12 protein-coding genes are annotated in these 14,225 nt (G+C 57.0%); 1 reads left to right on the top strand and 11 read right to left on the bottom strand.

Translation table 11 applies throughout. The features are described 5' to 3' along the window. Nucleotides 1–56 precede the first annotated feature (56 nt). The 11 genes from AC1RKC_RS19160 to AC1RKC_RS19110 form a co-directional block, all read right to left on the bottom strand. Nucleotides 57–851 carry a transglutaminase family protein gene (locus tag AC1RKC_RS19160; RefSeq protein ID WP_046374624.1) on the bottom strand — a complete coding sequence of 265 codons (795 nt, stop codon included), beginning with the start codon at nt 849–851 and terminating at the stop codon, nt 57–59. Further along, a complete protein-coding gene (locus AC1RKC_RS19155; RefSeq protein WP_020824999.1) occupies nt 848–1,777 on the bottom strand; it encodes an alpha-E domain-containing protein in 930 nt (309 codons plus the stop codon). The genes AC1RKC_RS19160 and AC1RKC_RS19155 overlap by 4 nt, the downstream gene beginning before the upstream one ends. Next, complete coding sequence (locus AC1RKC_RS19150; protein WP_041415185.1) at nt 1,771–3,207, bottom strand: circularly permuted type 2 ATP-grasp protein; 1,437 nt, start codon at nt 3,205–3,207, stop codon at nt 1,771–1,773. Before AC1RKC_RS19150 ends, AC1RKC_RS19155 begins: the two co-directional genes overlap by 7 nt. Nucleotides 3,208–3,452: 245 nt before the next feature. Next, the gene (locus AC1RKC_RS19145) at nt 3,453–6,434 is read right to left on the bottom strand and encodes a non-ribosomal peptide synthetase (RefSeq protein WP_493092688.1); all 2,982 of its coding nucleotides are present in this window, start codon (nt 6,432–6,434) and stop codon (nt 3,453–3,455) included. Between the two features lie 207 nt (nt 6,435–6,641). Then, the gene (gene ridA / locus AC1RKC_RS19140) at nt 6,642–7,028 is read right to left on the bottom strand and encodes a 2-iminobutanoate/2-iminopropanoate deaminase (protein WP_044554008.1); all 387 of its coding nucleotides are present in this window, start codon (nt 7,026–7,028) and stop codon (nt 6,642–6,644) included. 157 nt (nt 7,029–7,185) lie between these two features. Next, nucleotides 7,186–7,650: an aspartate carbamoyltransferase regulatory subunit gene (pyrI, locus tag AC1RKC_RS19135; protein WP_020825003.1), complete on the bottom strand. Its 465-nt coding sequence runs from the start codon at nt 7,648–7,650 to the stop codon at nt 7,186–7,188. Between the two features lie 12 nt (nt 7,651–7,662). Beyond that, nucleotides 7,663–8,598 carry an aspartate carbamoyltransferase gene (pyrB, locus tag AC1RKC_RS19130; RefSeq protein WP_020825004.1) on the bottom strand — a complete coding sequence of 312 codons (936 nt, stop codon included), beginning with the start codon at nt 8,596–8,598 and terminating at the stop codon, nt 7,663–7,665. Between the two features lie 312 nt (nt 8,599–8,910). After that, nucleotides 8,911–9,915 (bottom strand): FecCD family ABC transporter permease, encoded by a 1,005-nt coding sequence (locus AC1RKC_RS19125; protein ID WP_337047708.1) that lies wholly within the window; start codon nt 9,913–9,915, stop codon nt 8,911–8,913. Beyond that, nucleotides 9,915–10,871, bottom strand: coding sequence for an ABC transporter substrate-binding protein (locus AC1RKC_RS19120; RefSeq protein ID WP_046374621.1), 957 nt, complete (start codon nt 10,869–10,871; stop codon nt 9,915–9,917). Before AC1RKC_RS19120 ends, AC1RKC_RS19125 begins: the two co-directional genes overlap by 1 nt. Before the next feature lie 236 nt (nt 10,872–11,107). Next, on the bottom strand, nt 11,108–11,896 hold the full coding sequence (locus AC1RKC_RS19115; RefSeq protein ID WP_493092689.1) for an ABC transporter ATP-binding protein: 789 nt from the start codon (nt 11,894–11,896) through the stop codon (nt 11,108–11,110). Between the two features lie 19 nt (nt 11,897–11,915). Continuing rightward, nucleotides 11,916–13,157, bottom strand: coding sequence for an amino acid deaminase (locus AC1RKC_RS19110; protein WP_493092690.1), 1,242 nt, complete (start codon nt 13,155–13,157; stop codon nt 11,916–11,918). Between the two features lie 193 nt (nt 13,158–13,350). Between AC1RKC_RS19110 and AC1RKC_RS19105 the strand changes: the two genes are divergently transcribed. Further along, nucleotides 13,351–14,214: a MurR/RpiR family transcriptional regulator gene (locus AC1RKC_RS19105; protein WP_046374619.1), complete on the top strand. Its 864-nt coding sequence runs from the start codon at nt 13,351–13,353 to the stop codon at nt 14,212–14,214. Nucleotides 14,215–14,225 lie beyond the last annotated feature (11 nt).

Here is a 14,225-nt window from a genome sequence, read left to right as displayed (position 1 = left end):
ATACTGGCACGCCGCCAACCGCCAGCGTGCCGTAAACCCTGGTTTTCGGCAAGAGGCTACTGGCCGGTTGGCATCATCTGCACTTCGGCGATGGTCTGCATGTTCTCGCAGCCGCCGCCGAGCCGCATCCCGCGTACCGGGCAGGCGTCGAGATAGTCGATGCCCACTGCCAGCTTAAGGTGTTGATTCGGCAGGCGGGTATTGTTGGTGACGTCAAAGCTGTGCCAGCGGTCGTCGACCCAGGCCTCGGCCCAGGCGTGGGTGGCGACGTGGGCCGAGTCCTCGCTATATAGATAACCGCTGACATAGCGCGCCGGAATGTTCAGGCTGCGGCAGCAGGCCAAAAATACGTGGGTATGATCCTGACAGACGCCGGTGCCGGTTGCGAATGCCTGGGCCGCGCTGTCGGTGACGCTGGTTGACCCTGGGGTGTACGGCATTTTGAGCAGCAGCTCGCCCATCAGATTTTCCAGCCCGTCCAGCACCGCCTGCGGTTGGTAGTAGCGCAGGGCGAAGGCCTGGATCGCGCTGTCGGGTTGGGTCAGCGGGCTGTGGCGCAGGAAGACCAGCGGCGACAAATGCCCCATCACCTGATCTTCGGCACCGTCTTCAATTTCCACCACGCCGTGGGCCTGAATGCTGATGGCCTGGTGCGGGTGATCCAGCGTCAGCACGTGCAGCACGTTGCCGAAGGCATCGGTGGTGCACACCGCATCTTCCGGCAGCGTCAACTGCCATGAAATGATGCGCTGATGCTCCGAATCCTGCGGCGTCAGGCGCAGATACTGAGTGCTGCGCTGCACCTGCTGGGCATAGGTATAGTGGGTGTTGTGCTCAATGTTCAGTTTCATTGCGCCTCCAGATAAGTGTGATGGATGCTCTCCGCGATGCCGCCAATCTGGCCGAGAAACGCGTCCAGCCAGTCGTTCAACCCGACCTTGTTCAGATCTTTCATGCTGCTAAAGCGCAGCTCGGCGTGCAGCGTATGCGCCAGCCGGCGCGGCTGATTGGCACTGTTGCCGCCAATTTGCTCCAGCTGTTGCACCAGATCGCCGACGCAGGCCAGCAGGGAGCGGGGGATTTCATTACGCAGGATCATCAGTTCGGCAATGGTGTCCCGACTGAGCTGCTGCTTGTAGATGCTGTGGTAGGCTTCGCGTGCGCTCACTGCCCGCAACAGCGTGTCCATGCGGTAATATTCGCGCACCGGGTCGCCGTCGCTGTCCATCAGCGAGTTCTTGACCCCTAACAGACGGGCAGTGCTGTCTGCGCGCTCCAGCAGGGTGCCGAGACGGATAAAGCACATGGCGTCGCTGCGCAGCAAGGTACCGAACATCGCACCGCGAAACAGGTGAGAACGTTCCTTCACCCAGTCGAAAAAGCCATCCGCGCCCACTGACCCTATGCCCTGACGGCGGATCAGCTTCATTTCGATCCAGGTGGCGTTGATGCATTCCCAGACCTCGGAAGACAGGCTGCCGCGCACCGCATGGGCGTTGTTCCAGCCCATTTGCAGACAGCTGTAAATGCTGCTGTGGTTGCGGCTGTCGAGCGCAAAAAAGCTCACCAGATTGGCCATCGTCAGGTCGGGGTAGGCGGCGGCATACAGCTGTCCGGTACTGGTCAGATTGAGGGGTACCTGCAGATCCTGATCCTCGCTGTCGCGGATCGGCATCATCGACAGCTTGTTGGTGACGTCGAGCACCCGGGCGATGCTTTCCGCCCGCTCCAGATAGCGGGCCATCCAATAGAGTTCACTGGCAGTTCGGCTCAGCATGCGTCGTCCTCCAACACCCAGGTATCCTTGGTTCCCCCGCCTTGCGACGAGTTGACCACCAGTGAGCCTTGCGCCAGCGCCACGCGCGTCAGGCCGCCTGGCACCAGGCGGATTTCCGCGCCGCTGAGGGCGAACGGCCGTAAATCGATATGTCGCGGCGCCAGGCCGTCGTTGACGAAGGTCGGGCAGGTCGACAGCGCCAGCGTATTTTGCGCAATGTAGTTATGCGGCTTGGCCAGCAGCAGGCTGCGGAAGTGAGCGATTTCGTCTTTGGTCGCCGCCGGGCCGATCAGCATGCCGTAGCCGCCGGCACCGTGCACCTCCTTCACCACCATCTGTTCCAGGTTCGCCAGCACGTACGACAGTTCATTCTTGTGGCGGCATTGCCAGGTGGGCACGTTATTGAGGATCGGCTCTTCCTGCAGGTAGAAACGCACCATGTCCGGCACGTACGGATAAATTGACTTGTCGTCGGCCACGCCGGTGCCGATGGCGTTGGCCAGCACCACGTTGCCGGCGCGGTATACCGACAGCAGGCCCGGCACGCCGAGCATCGAATCCGGGCGGAACGCCAGCGGATCGAGGAAGGCGTCGTCCACCCGGCGGTAGATCACATCCACCTTGCAAGGCCCGGCGGTGGTACGCATAAAGACCGCCCCGTCCTTGACGAACAGGTCGGCGCTTTCCACCAGCTCAACCCCCATCTGCTGCGCCAGGAAGCTGTGTTCGAAGTAGGCGCTGTTGAAACGGCCCGGCGTCAGCACCACCACGGTAGGATCGTTGATCGGCGAGCTTTCACGCAGGGTTTGCAGCAGGTGCGACGGGTAGCGCTCCACCGGCGCGATGCGTTGCTGAGCGAACAGCTCCGGGTACAGGCGCATCATCATTTTGCGGTTTTCCAGCATATAGGAAACGCCGGACGGGGTGCGCAGGTTGTCTTCCAGCACGTAATACTGGCCGTCACCGTTGCGCACCATATCCACGCCGACAATGTGCGCGTAAATATTGCGGTGCAGATCGACCCCTTGCATGCAGGGTTGATATTGATCGTTGGCCAGCACCTGTTCCGCCGGAATGATCCCGGCTTTCAGAATGTGTTGTTGATGGTAAATATCGTGCAGAAAGGCGTTAAGCGCCTGTACGCGCTGGCGGATACCGCGATCGAGCATCGCCCACTCGCTGGCGGGTATGATGCGCGGTACGCTGTCGAACGGAATCAAGCGCTCAGCGCCATCATCCTCACCATAAACGTTAAAGGTAATCCCCACCCGGTGAAACAGCAGTGCAGCCTCTTCCCTCTTGCGTTGAATGGCCTTTTGGTCAGCCTGTTGCAGCCAATGCCAGTAAGCCTCGTAGTGACCCCGGTGCTTACCCTCAGCCAGAAGCATCTCATCAAAAAACGGTGAAGCAGACAGATCGATATTTAGCATCATCACCTCGTCGACATTGCAGGCTGTATACAGAACCAGCATAAAATGTGCCAAGGTGATAAAGGGGCGAAAATGGCGCGAAAACGCCGGCTCGCGGCAGGAAATGGCCCGCTTTGGGTGCAACCAAAGCGGGCGCTGCCTTAAAACGGGGCAAAACTGCGGCGCGTGTGGGTTGACTATGAGCAGTGATGGCGCAACTCACCGGGCAAAGGACGCGGGCGGGCCCTGAAGACCCGCCCTGGTATTTATACCTGCAATGCTTGCTGCGAAGTGCCGATAGACTGCCGCAGATAATTCAGTAGCATTTGCCGGGTAAACCGTGGTTCTTCGATCCCGCTGTGCCGCAGGAAATGCTGCAGGTTGCTGCAATCCCATTGGTAGGTATTTTGGTAGAGCTGCACCGTCGATTGCCCATTCACCATATTGTCCCTGAACAGGCTGAGCAACGGGTAGAGCGGTGCATTAGCGTCGTGTTCCCACTGTGCTCGCCATTGATCGAAAGGCAGCTGTCGGAAACGGTAGCCACACTCGCGCTCCAGCAGGCGGAAGAAGGCTTGCAGCGTCAGGTTATTCTGGTGCTGGTGGATCAGGTTGAATTTCTTCCCTAACGCCTGAGGGTTGCGAGTGATATGGGCAATGGATTGGGTCATATAGTCCACCGTCGTCAGGCCCTCGCGCAGGTCTTGCAACACCGGCAGGGTGCCGCTGGTGATACAGGTTTTGACTAGCCGTCCCCACCATTGGTAGCTGGCGCTGACGCCGGTTCGGCTGTGGAAGGTGGCGTACCCCAGACGGAAGGTCATTAGCGGCAAGCCTTGCGATGCCGCCAGATCGGCAATTTTCTCCATTACCCATTTGCTGCGGACGTAGCCGATATCGGTGATCACCGCCGGCAGGTTCTGATCTATGTCGTCACTTTCCAGCATCACCCGTTTGCCGGTATGCAAGTGCCCCCAGCTGTAGACCGAAATCGTCGACATCAACATCAGTGGTTTGGTGCGTCGGTACGCGGCAAAACGAATGATTTCGCGCAGGCCCTGCACATTATCGCGTTTCATATAAGAATAGGGCTGGATAAAGTTCACCGCACTTGCCGAATGATAAATGATATCGATCCGCTGGCTGAGTTCACGGAAGTGCTCAGGTGACAGGGCGAAATCGTGCTCGGCCACGTCACCGGGGATCAGATGGACGCGCGCGTACTGCTCGGCGGATAAAGTAATCTGATAGCGATTCAGGATCTCGTTGAGTCGTTGCTGCGGGGATATCCGGCTACGCTGCCGCACCAGGCAATACAACTCGGCACGGGTTGTGGCGAGCAACTCTGCCAGCAGATGCGCACCGACAAAGCCGGTGGCGCCGGTGAGCAAAATGGCTTTGGGGTCGCTGACCTGTCGCACATCATAATCCGGGTTGATGGTGATATCTGCAGGCAGCCAAACATCGTCTTGCAGAGCACGTACCGGTTCGCTGTCCACCGTCGGCAGTACATGGCCGCTGCGTTCATCCAGCGCCTGCGACAGACGATTTATCGTCGGATATTCATAAATATCGCGCACATAGACTTTGACTCCGATTTTGTTATCGATGGCCGTCGCCAGCTTTGCTGCCAGCAGTGAATGGCCGCCGATGTCGAAAAAGTTGTCTTCGGCGCGGATATTCGCCGTCCCCAATACCTGGCTCCAAATAGCGGCAATGATCTGCCGGCTGCCGGTCAGCGTCTCTGCTGCCGGAGGCTGATCCGTGTGGGAAAGGGCCAACAGCGCGGCCTTATCGGTTTTACCATTGGCATTGATCGGCATGCGTTCCATCACCAGGAAGCTGGCGGGCAGGAAGTATGAAGGTAACATTTCTTTCAGCTGCTGCTTCACACGTTCGACCAACTCGCCGTCGTCATTGTCAGCCGCCAGAAACGCCACAATCTGTTTGTTTGCAGGATCCTGGGGTTGGGTGGCGATAGCGACAGCCGCCTTCACTCCCGCAACCTGCACCATAACGCTTTCTATTTCGCCCAGTTCCACGCGGTTACCGCGGATTTTGATCTGGTCGTCTAGACGCCCGAGGTATTGAATGCGTTGATCCGGTAGCCAGCGTGCCCGATCGCCGCTGCGGTAGAGGCGTTTACCGGCAAAATGCACCGGGGTAATAAACTTTTCTGCGGTGAGCTGTGGGTCATTCAGGTAACCACGAGCCAGGCAACGGCCACTGATATAAAGCTCGCCAGCCTGTTGGCCACTCACCGGTTGCAGATGATCGTCGAGAATGAAGATCTCGGTGTCTGCCACCGGTCGACCGATAGTCGCGGCCGTGTTTTGTGTTGCACAAGTGACCCGATTCCAAGTGGCAAAGATGGTCGCTTCAGTGGGGCCGTAGTAATCCACCAAGGGGTAACTCACTCCACGGAGATCGATCGGGTTGAGTTTTTCCCCGGCGGTAAACAGGTAGCGCAGCGCCAGGTTTTCTGGCTGTGGCGCGCCGACGATTTCAGCCACCAACACCGTGGGCACGAATGCATGGGTGATCTGGTGGTCTGCGAAGAAGTTGAGCAGGGCAGAGGGCTGCAGTCGGGTCTCTTCTTGCGGCAAATATAGCGTGCCGCCGCTGAGCAATGCTGCCCAGATTTCCCACTGGGCCACATCAAAGCCGATACCGGCTATCAGCGTGGAACGGCTTTCATGGCTCATGGCGAATTTTTGATTATGCCAGAGAATAATATTCAACAGTGAATGATGTTCAATCATCACTCCCTTGGGCTTGCCGGTAGTGCCAGAGGTGAAAATAATATAAGCCGTTGCATCACTCTTGGGATTTATTAATTCAAAAGGCACCAGTTTATCTGATGTAATATTATCAATGGCAATGATTTTCACATCGGGGTTATTTATTTCAAAAGTAATTGATAAGTTACTCAATATGATTACTTTTGACCCGCTTTGTCTGACAATATCCAGAATTCTTTTTTCAGGATATCGGGCATCGATGGGGATATAACTTGCTCCAGCTTTGATAATCGCCAGGATACCTATCAGCAATTCCGGCGTGCGCAGCGCGACTAATGGCACGTTATCACCGGGGCTAACGCCCTGCCGTTGCAACTGACCGCAGAGTTGGTTGCTGGCTTCATTTAACTGTCGGTAGGTAATACGTTGATCGTCACTGACGATCGCCAGTGCTTCGGGGGAATAAGTGACCTGTTGGATAAAATAATCCAATATGCTTTGAGCCATGGGATATTCTCCTGAGATAATTAGTCTGGTTAATAAATCACAAGAAATCATAGCCTGGCCGGGCGAAAATAATTATAGACGTATTTTTAATGCGGAATTGTAAATGTGGGGAGGATAGGTCTATCGTTATAAAATAATTGAAATAATAAAAATACTAAAAATAAAAACGGCCAGCCTGGGCTGACCGTTGGGCGCGTGGTCGCGGTATTAGCGACGAACGGCGATGGCTTCGATTTCAATTTTCACGTCTTTCGGCAGACGGGCCACTTCAACGCAGGAACGGGCCGGGAACGGCGCGCTGTGCTCGGTGAAGAAAGCTTCATAAGCGGCGTTAACGGTAGCGAAGTCGTTCAGATCTTTCACGAAAACCGTGGTTTTCACGATGTCGGCCACTTTCAGGCCGGCGGCTTCAACGATCGCTTTAACGTTTTCCAGCGACTGGCGAGCCTGAGCGGCAACGTCGTCGGCAACGGCGCCGGTTTTCGGATCGACCGGGATCTGGCCGGAAGTGATGATCATGCTGCCCAGATCAACGCCCTGCACGTAAGGACCAATGGCTGCCGGGGCGAGTTCAGTGCTGATGTTACGTGACATTTTTTCTCCTGATATACCCTTCGTCTTTCAAATCGCAGCGCGGTGGGCTGCGTGGCTCTCCGTAGCGTCGGGCCCGGTATTCGGTGCCCCTACGGGGTTCCCATTATAGGCAGTCACCGGGAGAATAACAGCCTCATCTCCCGGCTGCCGGCCGAACTCAGTCCGCCTGCAAGACCACCTGATGCTCGAACTCTTTTTCGCAGTAGCGGCATTTCAGGTGTACGTCGCCGTCGCGGGATTTCACGCTAAAGCTGGAAGACACCGGTTCGCTGCGGCTGATGCAGTTGCTGTTCGGGCAGGTCAGCACGCCGTCGATGTGATCCGGCAGGCTGAGGGTCAGTTTGCGCACCACTTCATAATTGTCGATGCGGTTAACCGTGGCTTTCGGCGCGTACATGGCCAGTTGGTTGGCCTGTTGCTCCGTCAGGAAGGTGTTTTCGATTTTGATCAGGTCTTTACGGCCCAGCTCGTTGGAAGGCAGGTTCAGGCCGATGGTGATGCGCTGGTCGGTGGCGGTCAGCTTGAACAGCGTCAGCAGCTTAAACCCGATCTGTGCCGGAATATGGTCAATCACCGTGCCGCACTTGATCGCTTCAACCTGCAGTTTGTTATCGTGAGTCATGACGGTTCCCCCTTAAAGAGCCAAATCTGCGTTTAAAACCAGCGCCAGCAGCGCCTGACGGGCGAAAATGCCGTTACCCGCCTGCTGGAAATAGTAGGCGTACGGCGTTTTGTCCACGTCGGTAGTGATTTCGTCAATGCGTGGCAGCGGGTGCAGTACCTTGAGGTTGGCGCGTGCGCCGGCCAGATCCGCTGCGCGCAGAACGAACTGCGCCTTCACGTTGGCGTATTCGGAAGGATCCAGACGCTCTTTCTGCACCCGGGTCATGTAGAGAATATCCAGCTCGGGGACCACCTCTTCAATGCTGCTGTGCAGGCTGAACTCGATGCCTTTCTCTTCCAGCATTTGCAGGATATAGGCCGGCATTGCCAGCGCGTCCGGCGCGATGAAGAAGAAGCGGTTGCCTTCAAACTTGGCCAGCGCCTGCGCCAGCGAGTGCACGGTGCGGCCGTATTTCAGGTCGCCAACCATGGCGATATTGATGTTGTTCAGGCGGCCCTGGGTTTCCTGAATGGTGAACAGGTCGAGCAGCGTCTGGGTCGGGTGCTGGTTGGCGCCGTCACCGGCGTTGAGCACCGGGATGCCGCCGGAGAATTCGGTCGCCAGGCGCGCCGCGCCTTCCTGCGGATGACGCATGACGATGGCGTCGACGTAGGTGCCAATCACCGAGATGGTGTCGGCCAGCGTTTCGCCTTTCTTGCCGAGCGAGGTGTTGCTGCCGTCGGCAAAACCCACTACCGAAGCGCCCAGGCGGTGCATCGAGGTTTCAAACGACAGGCGGGTACGGGTCGAGGCTTCAAAGAAGCAGCTGGCGATCACCTTGTGTTTTAGCAGCTCGGGTTGCGGATTGGCTTTCAGGCTGGCGGCGGTGCGCAGCACCAGCTCCAGATCCTCGCGGCTGAGATCGTTAATAGAGATGATATGTTTGTGATACAGCGGGTTGGCCATTTTTCACTCTCCTCGACTCGTGCCCGTGGCGCGGGGCTTTGAACAGATTTTTCAGGCAAAAAAAAGCCCCTCAACGAGGGGCTTGAAACGATCGGTTTAGCAACAGGAGAAACAACGGCAGTTGGCTGCCGATTGGCAGTCGGTTTTGTCGGTTGTGGCTAACAAAACAAACGTCGTTTTTCATGCTTTCTCCTGGCAAATTGTCGCGCATTATACTCGCGCCTTTGTTCACTGCAAGCGCTAAAACGCCGATTTTTGTCATTTCGCAATCGATTGGCTGGTGGCCTTTAGCCGCATGCAGAAAATTTATCTTCAGTGGGCTCGGCGCAGCAAAATCACCAGAACGAAAACACCGCCCAGCCCGGCGGTAATGATCCCGATGGGCAGCTCTTGGGGGGCGGTGATGACGCGGCTCAGCAGATCGCCGGCAGAGAGCAATATGGCCCCTAACACCCCGACCAACGGCAGCAGACGCCGGTGACGTACGCCGGTAAAAGGGCGCGCCAGATGGGGAACCATTAAGCCGACAAATCCTATCACCCCGGTCAATGCCACCAGTAATGCCGTCGCCAGCGAACAGCAAAGAAACACTTCCGTGCGCAAACGGCGGGTGTTGATGCCCAGCGTGCCGGCGGTCTGTTCGCCCGCCAGTAAGCCGTCCAGCGATCGCCAGCGCAAGGCAATCAATACCACCAGCAACAGCAGCGCTATCAAGGCAAAAATCACATTATCCCAGCGGGCCAGCCCCAGCCCGCCCAGCGTCCAGAACAGTACGCTGCTGGCGGTACGCTGATCGCCGGAAAAAACCAGATAGTTGGTGAAGGCCCCGAATAAAAAAGAGACCGCCAGCCCGCAGATAATCAGTTTTTCGGTGCCTTTTTGCGATTGAGTCATAAAAATAACCAGCACCACGGCAGCAGAGAGTATACCACCGGCAAAGGAAGACACCGGTAACGTCCAGGCCCCGAGGCTATCACCGAGACGGGTCATCACCAGCACCACGCCGGCGGAGGCGCCAGAGGAGAGGCCAAACAGAAAGGGATCGGCCAAATCGTTGCGGGTTGTGGTTTGCAACAGTGCGCCGACCAACGCCAGGCCAGCCCCCGCCAGTAGCCCAAGCAAGGTGCGTGGCAAACGCAGTTCCAGCACGATGCTCTTGATCATGGGGGACACATCACCCGGGATGATGCCCAGCGCGCTCAACACCTGGGCAAGAGAGAGCGACACGCTGCCTTGGGCGACATTGGCGAAGATTAACCCTGCCAATAACAGCGGGGCGAGGGTCCAGGCCAGCCTGAAACGTATTTTTTCCGACATCAGCTAACAGCGGCAGGATAAAGGGCCTGAGCCAGTTTGTGGATCGCCTCAATATTGACCGGCCCCGGTGTTAACGCCTGGTATTTCAATTTCAAATAGCGGTGATGAACCACTGCCGGGGTTTGCTTCATCAGGGGGTGTTGTTCAAGGAAAAGCTGCCGCGCATCGATGCTGTCGGTGGGCTCAGCCTGATAGTCCACCAGAATGATAAATTCAGGCTCTGTCGCCGCCACGCTTTCCCAATTGGTGTTCACCCAACTGGTGTTCAGGGTATCCATCACGTTTGTTGCCCCAGCGGCTTCAATAATCGCCGTCGGCATGGCGTAGGCCCCGCTGGTGTAGGGCTTTTCTTCGCCGGAATCATAAAGGAACACCCTGACGGGTTTTTGCGTCGCAATTTTGCGATGGATATCTGCCACCTGCCGTTGCCAGCCTGCGACCAGTTTTTCCGCCTGTTCCTGTTTACCAAAGACTTTGCCGAGCCTGATCATATCGTCGTAGAGCAAATCCATACTGGCCCGCGGCCGATGATTGTCGACGTGGATGCAGCTTTCACTCAACACCAGCGTTTTGATATTGAATTTTGCCAGCGCTTGCGGGGTCACTTCCCCACGAAGACCATAATTCCAACCGGCGAAGAACAGGTCTGGGCTGGCGGCAAGAAGGTTTTCGATCGTCGGGTATTTGGCGGCCAGTTCAGGAATGGTTCCCTGCTGCTGCGTGAATTCAGGGATGTTTTTGTACCAGCCGGAGATCCCTGTCACGCCGACGATAGAAGGCTGGAGCTGCAGGGCAAAGGCCATTTGCGACATATTGATATCTTGAATAATGGCACGCTGTGGCGGGCGTTCAAAGGTCAGGGGCTGACCGCAGTTGTCCACCGTAACCGGGAAACCAGAGGCCCCGGCGCTTGCCGCGGTGAATGCCAGTAACGCGGCGAGGGTTAACTTTTTCACATCGACTCCAGATTCATTGCACCGAAAGGCTATTGATTGGGCATTACCGTCGGTTGTCTGGCCTGGCGTCAGTGGGGCGGAGGAAGGTCATCCCACTCGGGTAACCCCGTGGGCAAAACGGCAAAACCGAAGTCAATAACCCGGTTTATTGGAAACGGGGGCAACATACCGGAATAATTCGTATGACAAATATAGTTAGATCAAACAATTGTCGATTGTGGCGAATATCGCGGGGATTATGTCGGTAAAGCCTCGAAGAAACGCACAGCTTCGCCGCTTTCCGGATGACGAACCTGCAGCGTTCTCATGCCAAACACCTGTTGCAGGTGCGCCGATTCCAGCACCCTTTCAGGGCGGTCATAACAAAGGATTTTCCCTTTATTGATGATCATCACCTTATCGGAAAAGGGTTGCACCAGCTCGAGATCGTGCAGCACTTTTATCGTGGCTATCTTTTTTTCATGGATCAGCGACAGCAGTTGATGTCGGGCCAGCGGATCGAGATGGTTAGTGGGTTCATCAAGCAATAACAGCAACGGCTGCTGCGCCAATGCTCTGGCGAACCCGGCGCGCTGGCGTTCACCGCCTGAAAGCTTGCCCAGCGGGCTATGTTGCAGGTGGCCGATACCCACCTCCTCCACCGCTTTTGCAACTATCAGCGTGTGTTGAGATGGCGAATGATCGGCCAGCCAGGGCAGTCGTCCCAGCGCCACATACTCGCTAACCTTCAGCCGTAAATCCGCATCATCGTGCTGGCTCAGCAAGGCGATAGCGCGGGCGCGTTGCTGGGGTTTTAAGCTGGCTAGGGGCTTTCCCTGAAAGAGAATTTCGCCTTCGGTCGGCTTGAGCTCACAGGTCAGTAGCCGCAATAGCGTGGATTTCCCACTGCCGTTCGGGCCGATAATGGTAACGGATTCACCGGGTTGAATACTGAAGCTGGCCCGATCAATTCGCGGGGCCTTCCCTGGGGTCGCCAGAGAAAGATTCTGCACCGACAGCAGGCTGTCGGTGGGCAGGCTGGTCATGAAATATCCTTTTCCGAGCTCAGAAAAATGTCTCAACGGTTTCTATAACGTTGTAATTATCATCAATCACCAACAGCGTCTTCCATTTATCGAAGGTCAGGCAGGGGTGAGAGGTGGCAAACACCAGTATATCTCCAACCTGCACCGGGAAGTCTGCCGGGCAGCTTAACATGGCGTGCTGGTCCATAACCCCCTGGGTGGTCAACTGCTGCACGCTGCTGTCTTGCCGAATCCCGTTGCGGTAATGGGCGATCGGCTGCGGTAATCCGGCGTCGAAAGCCGCGTCTCGCTTGCCAAAATTGACGATAACCCGGCCCGGCTCCGGCACCGACTGTACCAGCGCTATCAATTCCAATGCCGAGGTTAGCTCCCCCGCCAGATCGCAGGCGTAGCTATCGCGGGCCAGCACCGCATTTTGCGCGTCCTGATAAATTCCCCGATCGTGGGTGATGTAACAGCCGGGGCGGATCACCCGACGGCAGTTTTCCGGCAAAGACTCTTCACCCCAAACGCGGCAAACCACGTCATACCAGGAAGAGCCCGCACCGGTGAGGATTGCTTCTTCACCGCTGAGCAGACGTTGCCGGTGCAGTTCACGCAGCAAGCCGGCGGCGTCACGCAGGAACCGTTCGATTTTACTCTGGGCGTCGTCGCCGTGCATCACGCCTTCATATAGCTCGATACCCTGCAGGCGCAGCCCTGGCAGCCCGGCAATATCCTGCGCCAGTTGCTCGGCTTGTGCCACGCTACGGCAGCCGCAGCGGCCACCGGGCACGCCCAGTTCCAACAGGACATCCAGGGTTTGCCCATGCTGGCTGAAAAACGCCGAGAGGGCTTGCGCATTGCTCAGGCTGTCGATGCAGCAAAGGAAAAGGGTGGAGGGATGTTGCGCTTTCAATTCGGCCACGAGTCGCATATTGGCCTTGCCGACCAGTTGGTTGGCCATCAGCACCCGGGGTACGCCCGCCTCCATTGCCACCTTCGCCTGCCAGGCGGAACCGACGCCCACCGCCCAGGCGCCCTGGGCTACCTGACGCTGGAAGATCCAGGGGGTCATGGTGGTTTTACCGTGCGGGGCCAGCGAGACGCCGCGTGCATCGGCATAGTTTTGCATCCAGGCGATATTGTTTTCCAGGCTGCTGAGCTTGATCACCGCGGCCGGCAGGCAGACATCTTCGTTAAGCAGGTTTGCCGGCGCAGACGGGTCACTGCGCAGCACGGCGGCCTTATGGGTAACGGTGAAATCTTTTTGGTATTTCATAACATTATCCTTTGGGTGATCTATCTTTTTTAAATTGGGGTATCTTGATTTATTTATTTGATTTTAATTGGATTTAAATATTATTTTTTGATTTTAGGGTACAAAGTATCATTTTTAACGCTGATTTTTGTGTAGTCTTCCACTGTTTTCTTGCATTGTAAATGACAAAATTTAATCACTATGGGGTGAGGCGATGGGTGTGGATATCGACATTATCTCGCGCATTACAGAGCTTTTTATTGAGCTGAGCAGCGCCGAAAAACGTATCGCGCAATTCATTCTGGACGAGGCGGACGCGGTGACCGCTTTGCCGATTGCCGAGCTGGCCCGACAGGCCAACGTCAGCCAGGCCTCGATCACGCGCTTCGCCAAAACGCTGGGCTGCCGTGACGTGCGGGACCTTAAGGTCAAGCTGGCGCAGTCGTTGGCGGTGGGGCAACGGTTTATCCATGAAGAACCGGACCTGGAAGGGATCCAGGGGATTTACGAAACCATCATCAATGTCCTGACGATTAACCGCCGGACGATCGACGAGCCGGCGCTGGCCAAAGCGGTGGAGTGGCTCAGCGACGCGCGGCAAATTCTGGCCATTGGCATGGGGGGCGGTTCGACCATTTGTGCCGCTGAGGTACAGCACCGCCTGTTTCGGCTCGGGCTGCCGGTGACCGCGCAAAGCGACGGCTTGCTGGTGCGCATGATGGCGGCGGCGGTGGCCAGGCAGGATGTGGTGGTGGCGCTGTCGCTGGGCGGCTACACGCAGGAAGTGGTGGAAAGTGCGGCGATTGCTCGCCAGTACGGGGCCAAAGTGGTGGCCATCACGCCGGCAGGAACGCCGCTGGCGGCGCAGGCCGACGTGCTGTTGGCGCTGGTGGTGCGGGAAAATGATTACATCTATAAACCCAGCACTTCGCGCTACGCCATGTTGGCGATGGTCGACGTGCTGGCGACGGCGCTGGCCATGGCGAATAAACGCCAGTCCCGGGACCGTCTGCGTCGCATCAAGCTGGCGCTGGACAGTCACCGTGGAGGAGAAGATCGGCAGCCGCTGGGGGACTGAGTCGCTGCCCC

This window comes from Serratia sp. GW822-FHT06E05, assembly GCF_058799445.1.
Note: the sequence above shows the minus strand (reverse complement) of the source record. Positions and strands in the feature narration are given on the sequence as shown.

What these genes read in the sequence shown, in the direction of transcription:
- AC1RKC_RS19160 (WP_046374624.1), bottom strand. Translation starts at nt 851, where the DNA reads ATGAAACTGAACATTGAGCACAACACCCACTATACCTATGCCCAGCAG.
- AC1RKC_RS19155 (WP_020824999.1), bottom strand. Translation starts at nt 1,777, where the DNA reads ATGCTGAGCCGAACTGCCAGTGAACTCTATTGGATGGCCCGCTATCTG.
- AC1RKC_RS19150 (WP_041415185.1), bottom strand. Translation starts at nt 3,207, where the DNA reads ATGCTAAATATCGATCTGTCTGCTTCACCGTTTTTTGATGAGATGCTT.
- AC1RKC_RS19145 (WP_493092688.1), bottom strand. Translation starts at nt 6,434, where the DNA reads ATGGCTCAAAGCATATTGGATTATTTTATCCAACAGGTCACTTATTCC.
- ridA (WP_044554008.1), bottom strand. Translation starts at nt 7,028, where the DNA reads ATGTCACGTAACATCAGCACTGAACTCGCCCCGGCAGCCATTGGTCCT.
- pyrI (WP_020825003.1), bottom strand. Translation starts at nt 7,650, where the DNA reads ATGACTCACGATAACAAACTGCAGGTTGAAGCGATCAAGTGCGGCACG.
- pyrB (WP_020825004.1), bottom strand. Translation starts at nt 8,598, where the DNA reads ATGGCCAACCCGCTGTATCACAAACATATCATCTCTATTAACGATCTC.
- AC1RKC_RS19125 (WP_337047708.1), bottom strand. Translation starts at nt 9,915, where the DNA reads ATGTCGGAAAAAATACGTTTCAGGCTGGCCTGGACCCTCGCCCCGCTG.
- AC1RKC_RS19115 (WP_493092689.1), bottom strand. Translation starts at nt 11,896, where the DNA reads ATGACCAGCCTGCCCACCGACAGCCTGCTGTCGGTGCAGAATCTTTCT.
- AC1RKC_RS19110 (WP_493092690.1), bottom strand. Translation starts at nt 13,157, where the DNA reads ATGAAATACCAAAAAGATTTCACCGTTACCCATAAGGCCGCCGTGCTG.
- AC1RKC_RS19105 (WP_046374619.1), top strand. Translation starts at nt 13,351, where the DNA reads ATGGGTGTGGATATCGACATTATCTCGCGCATTACAGAGCTTTTTATT.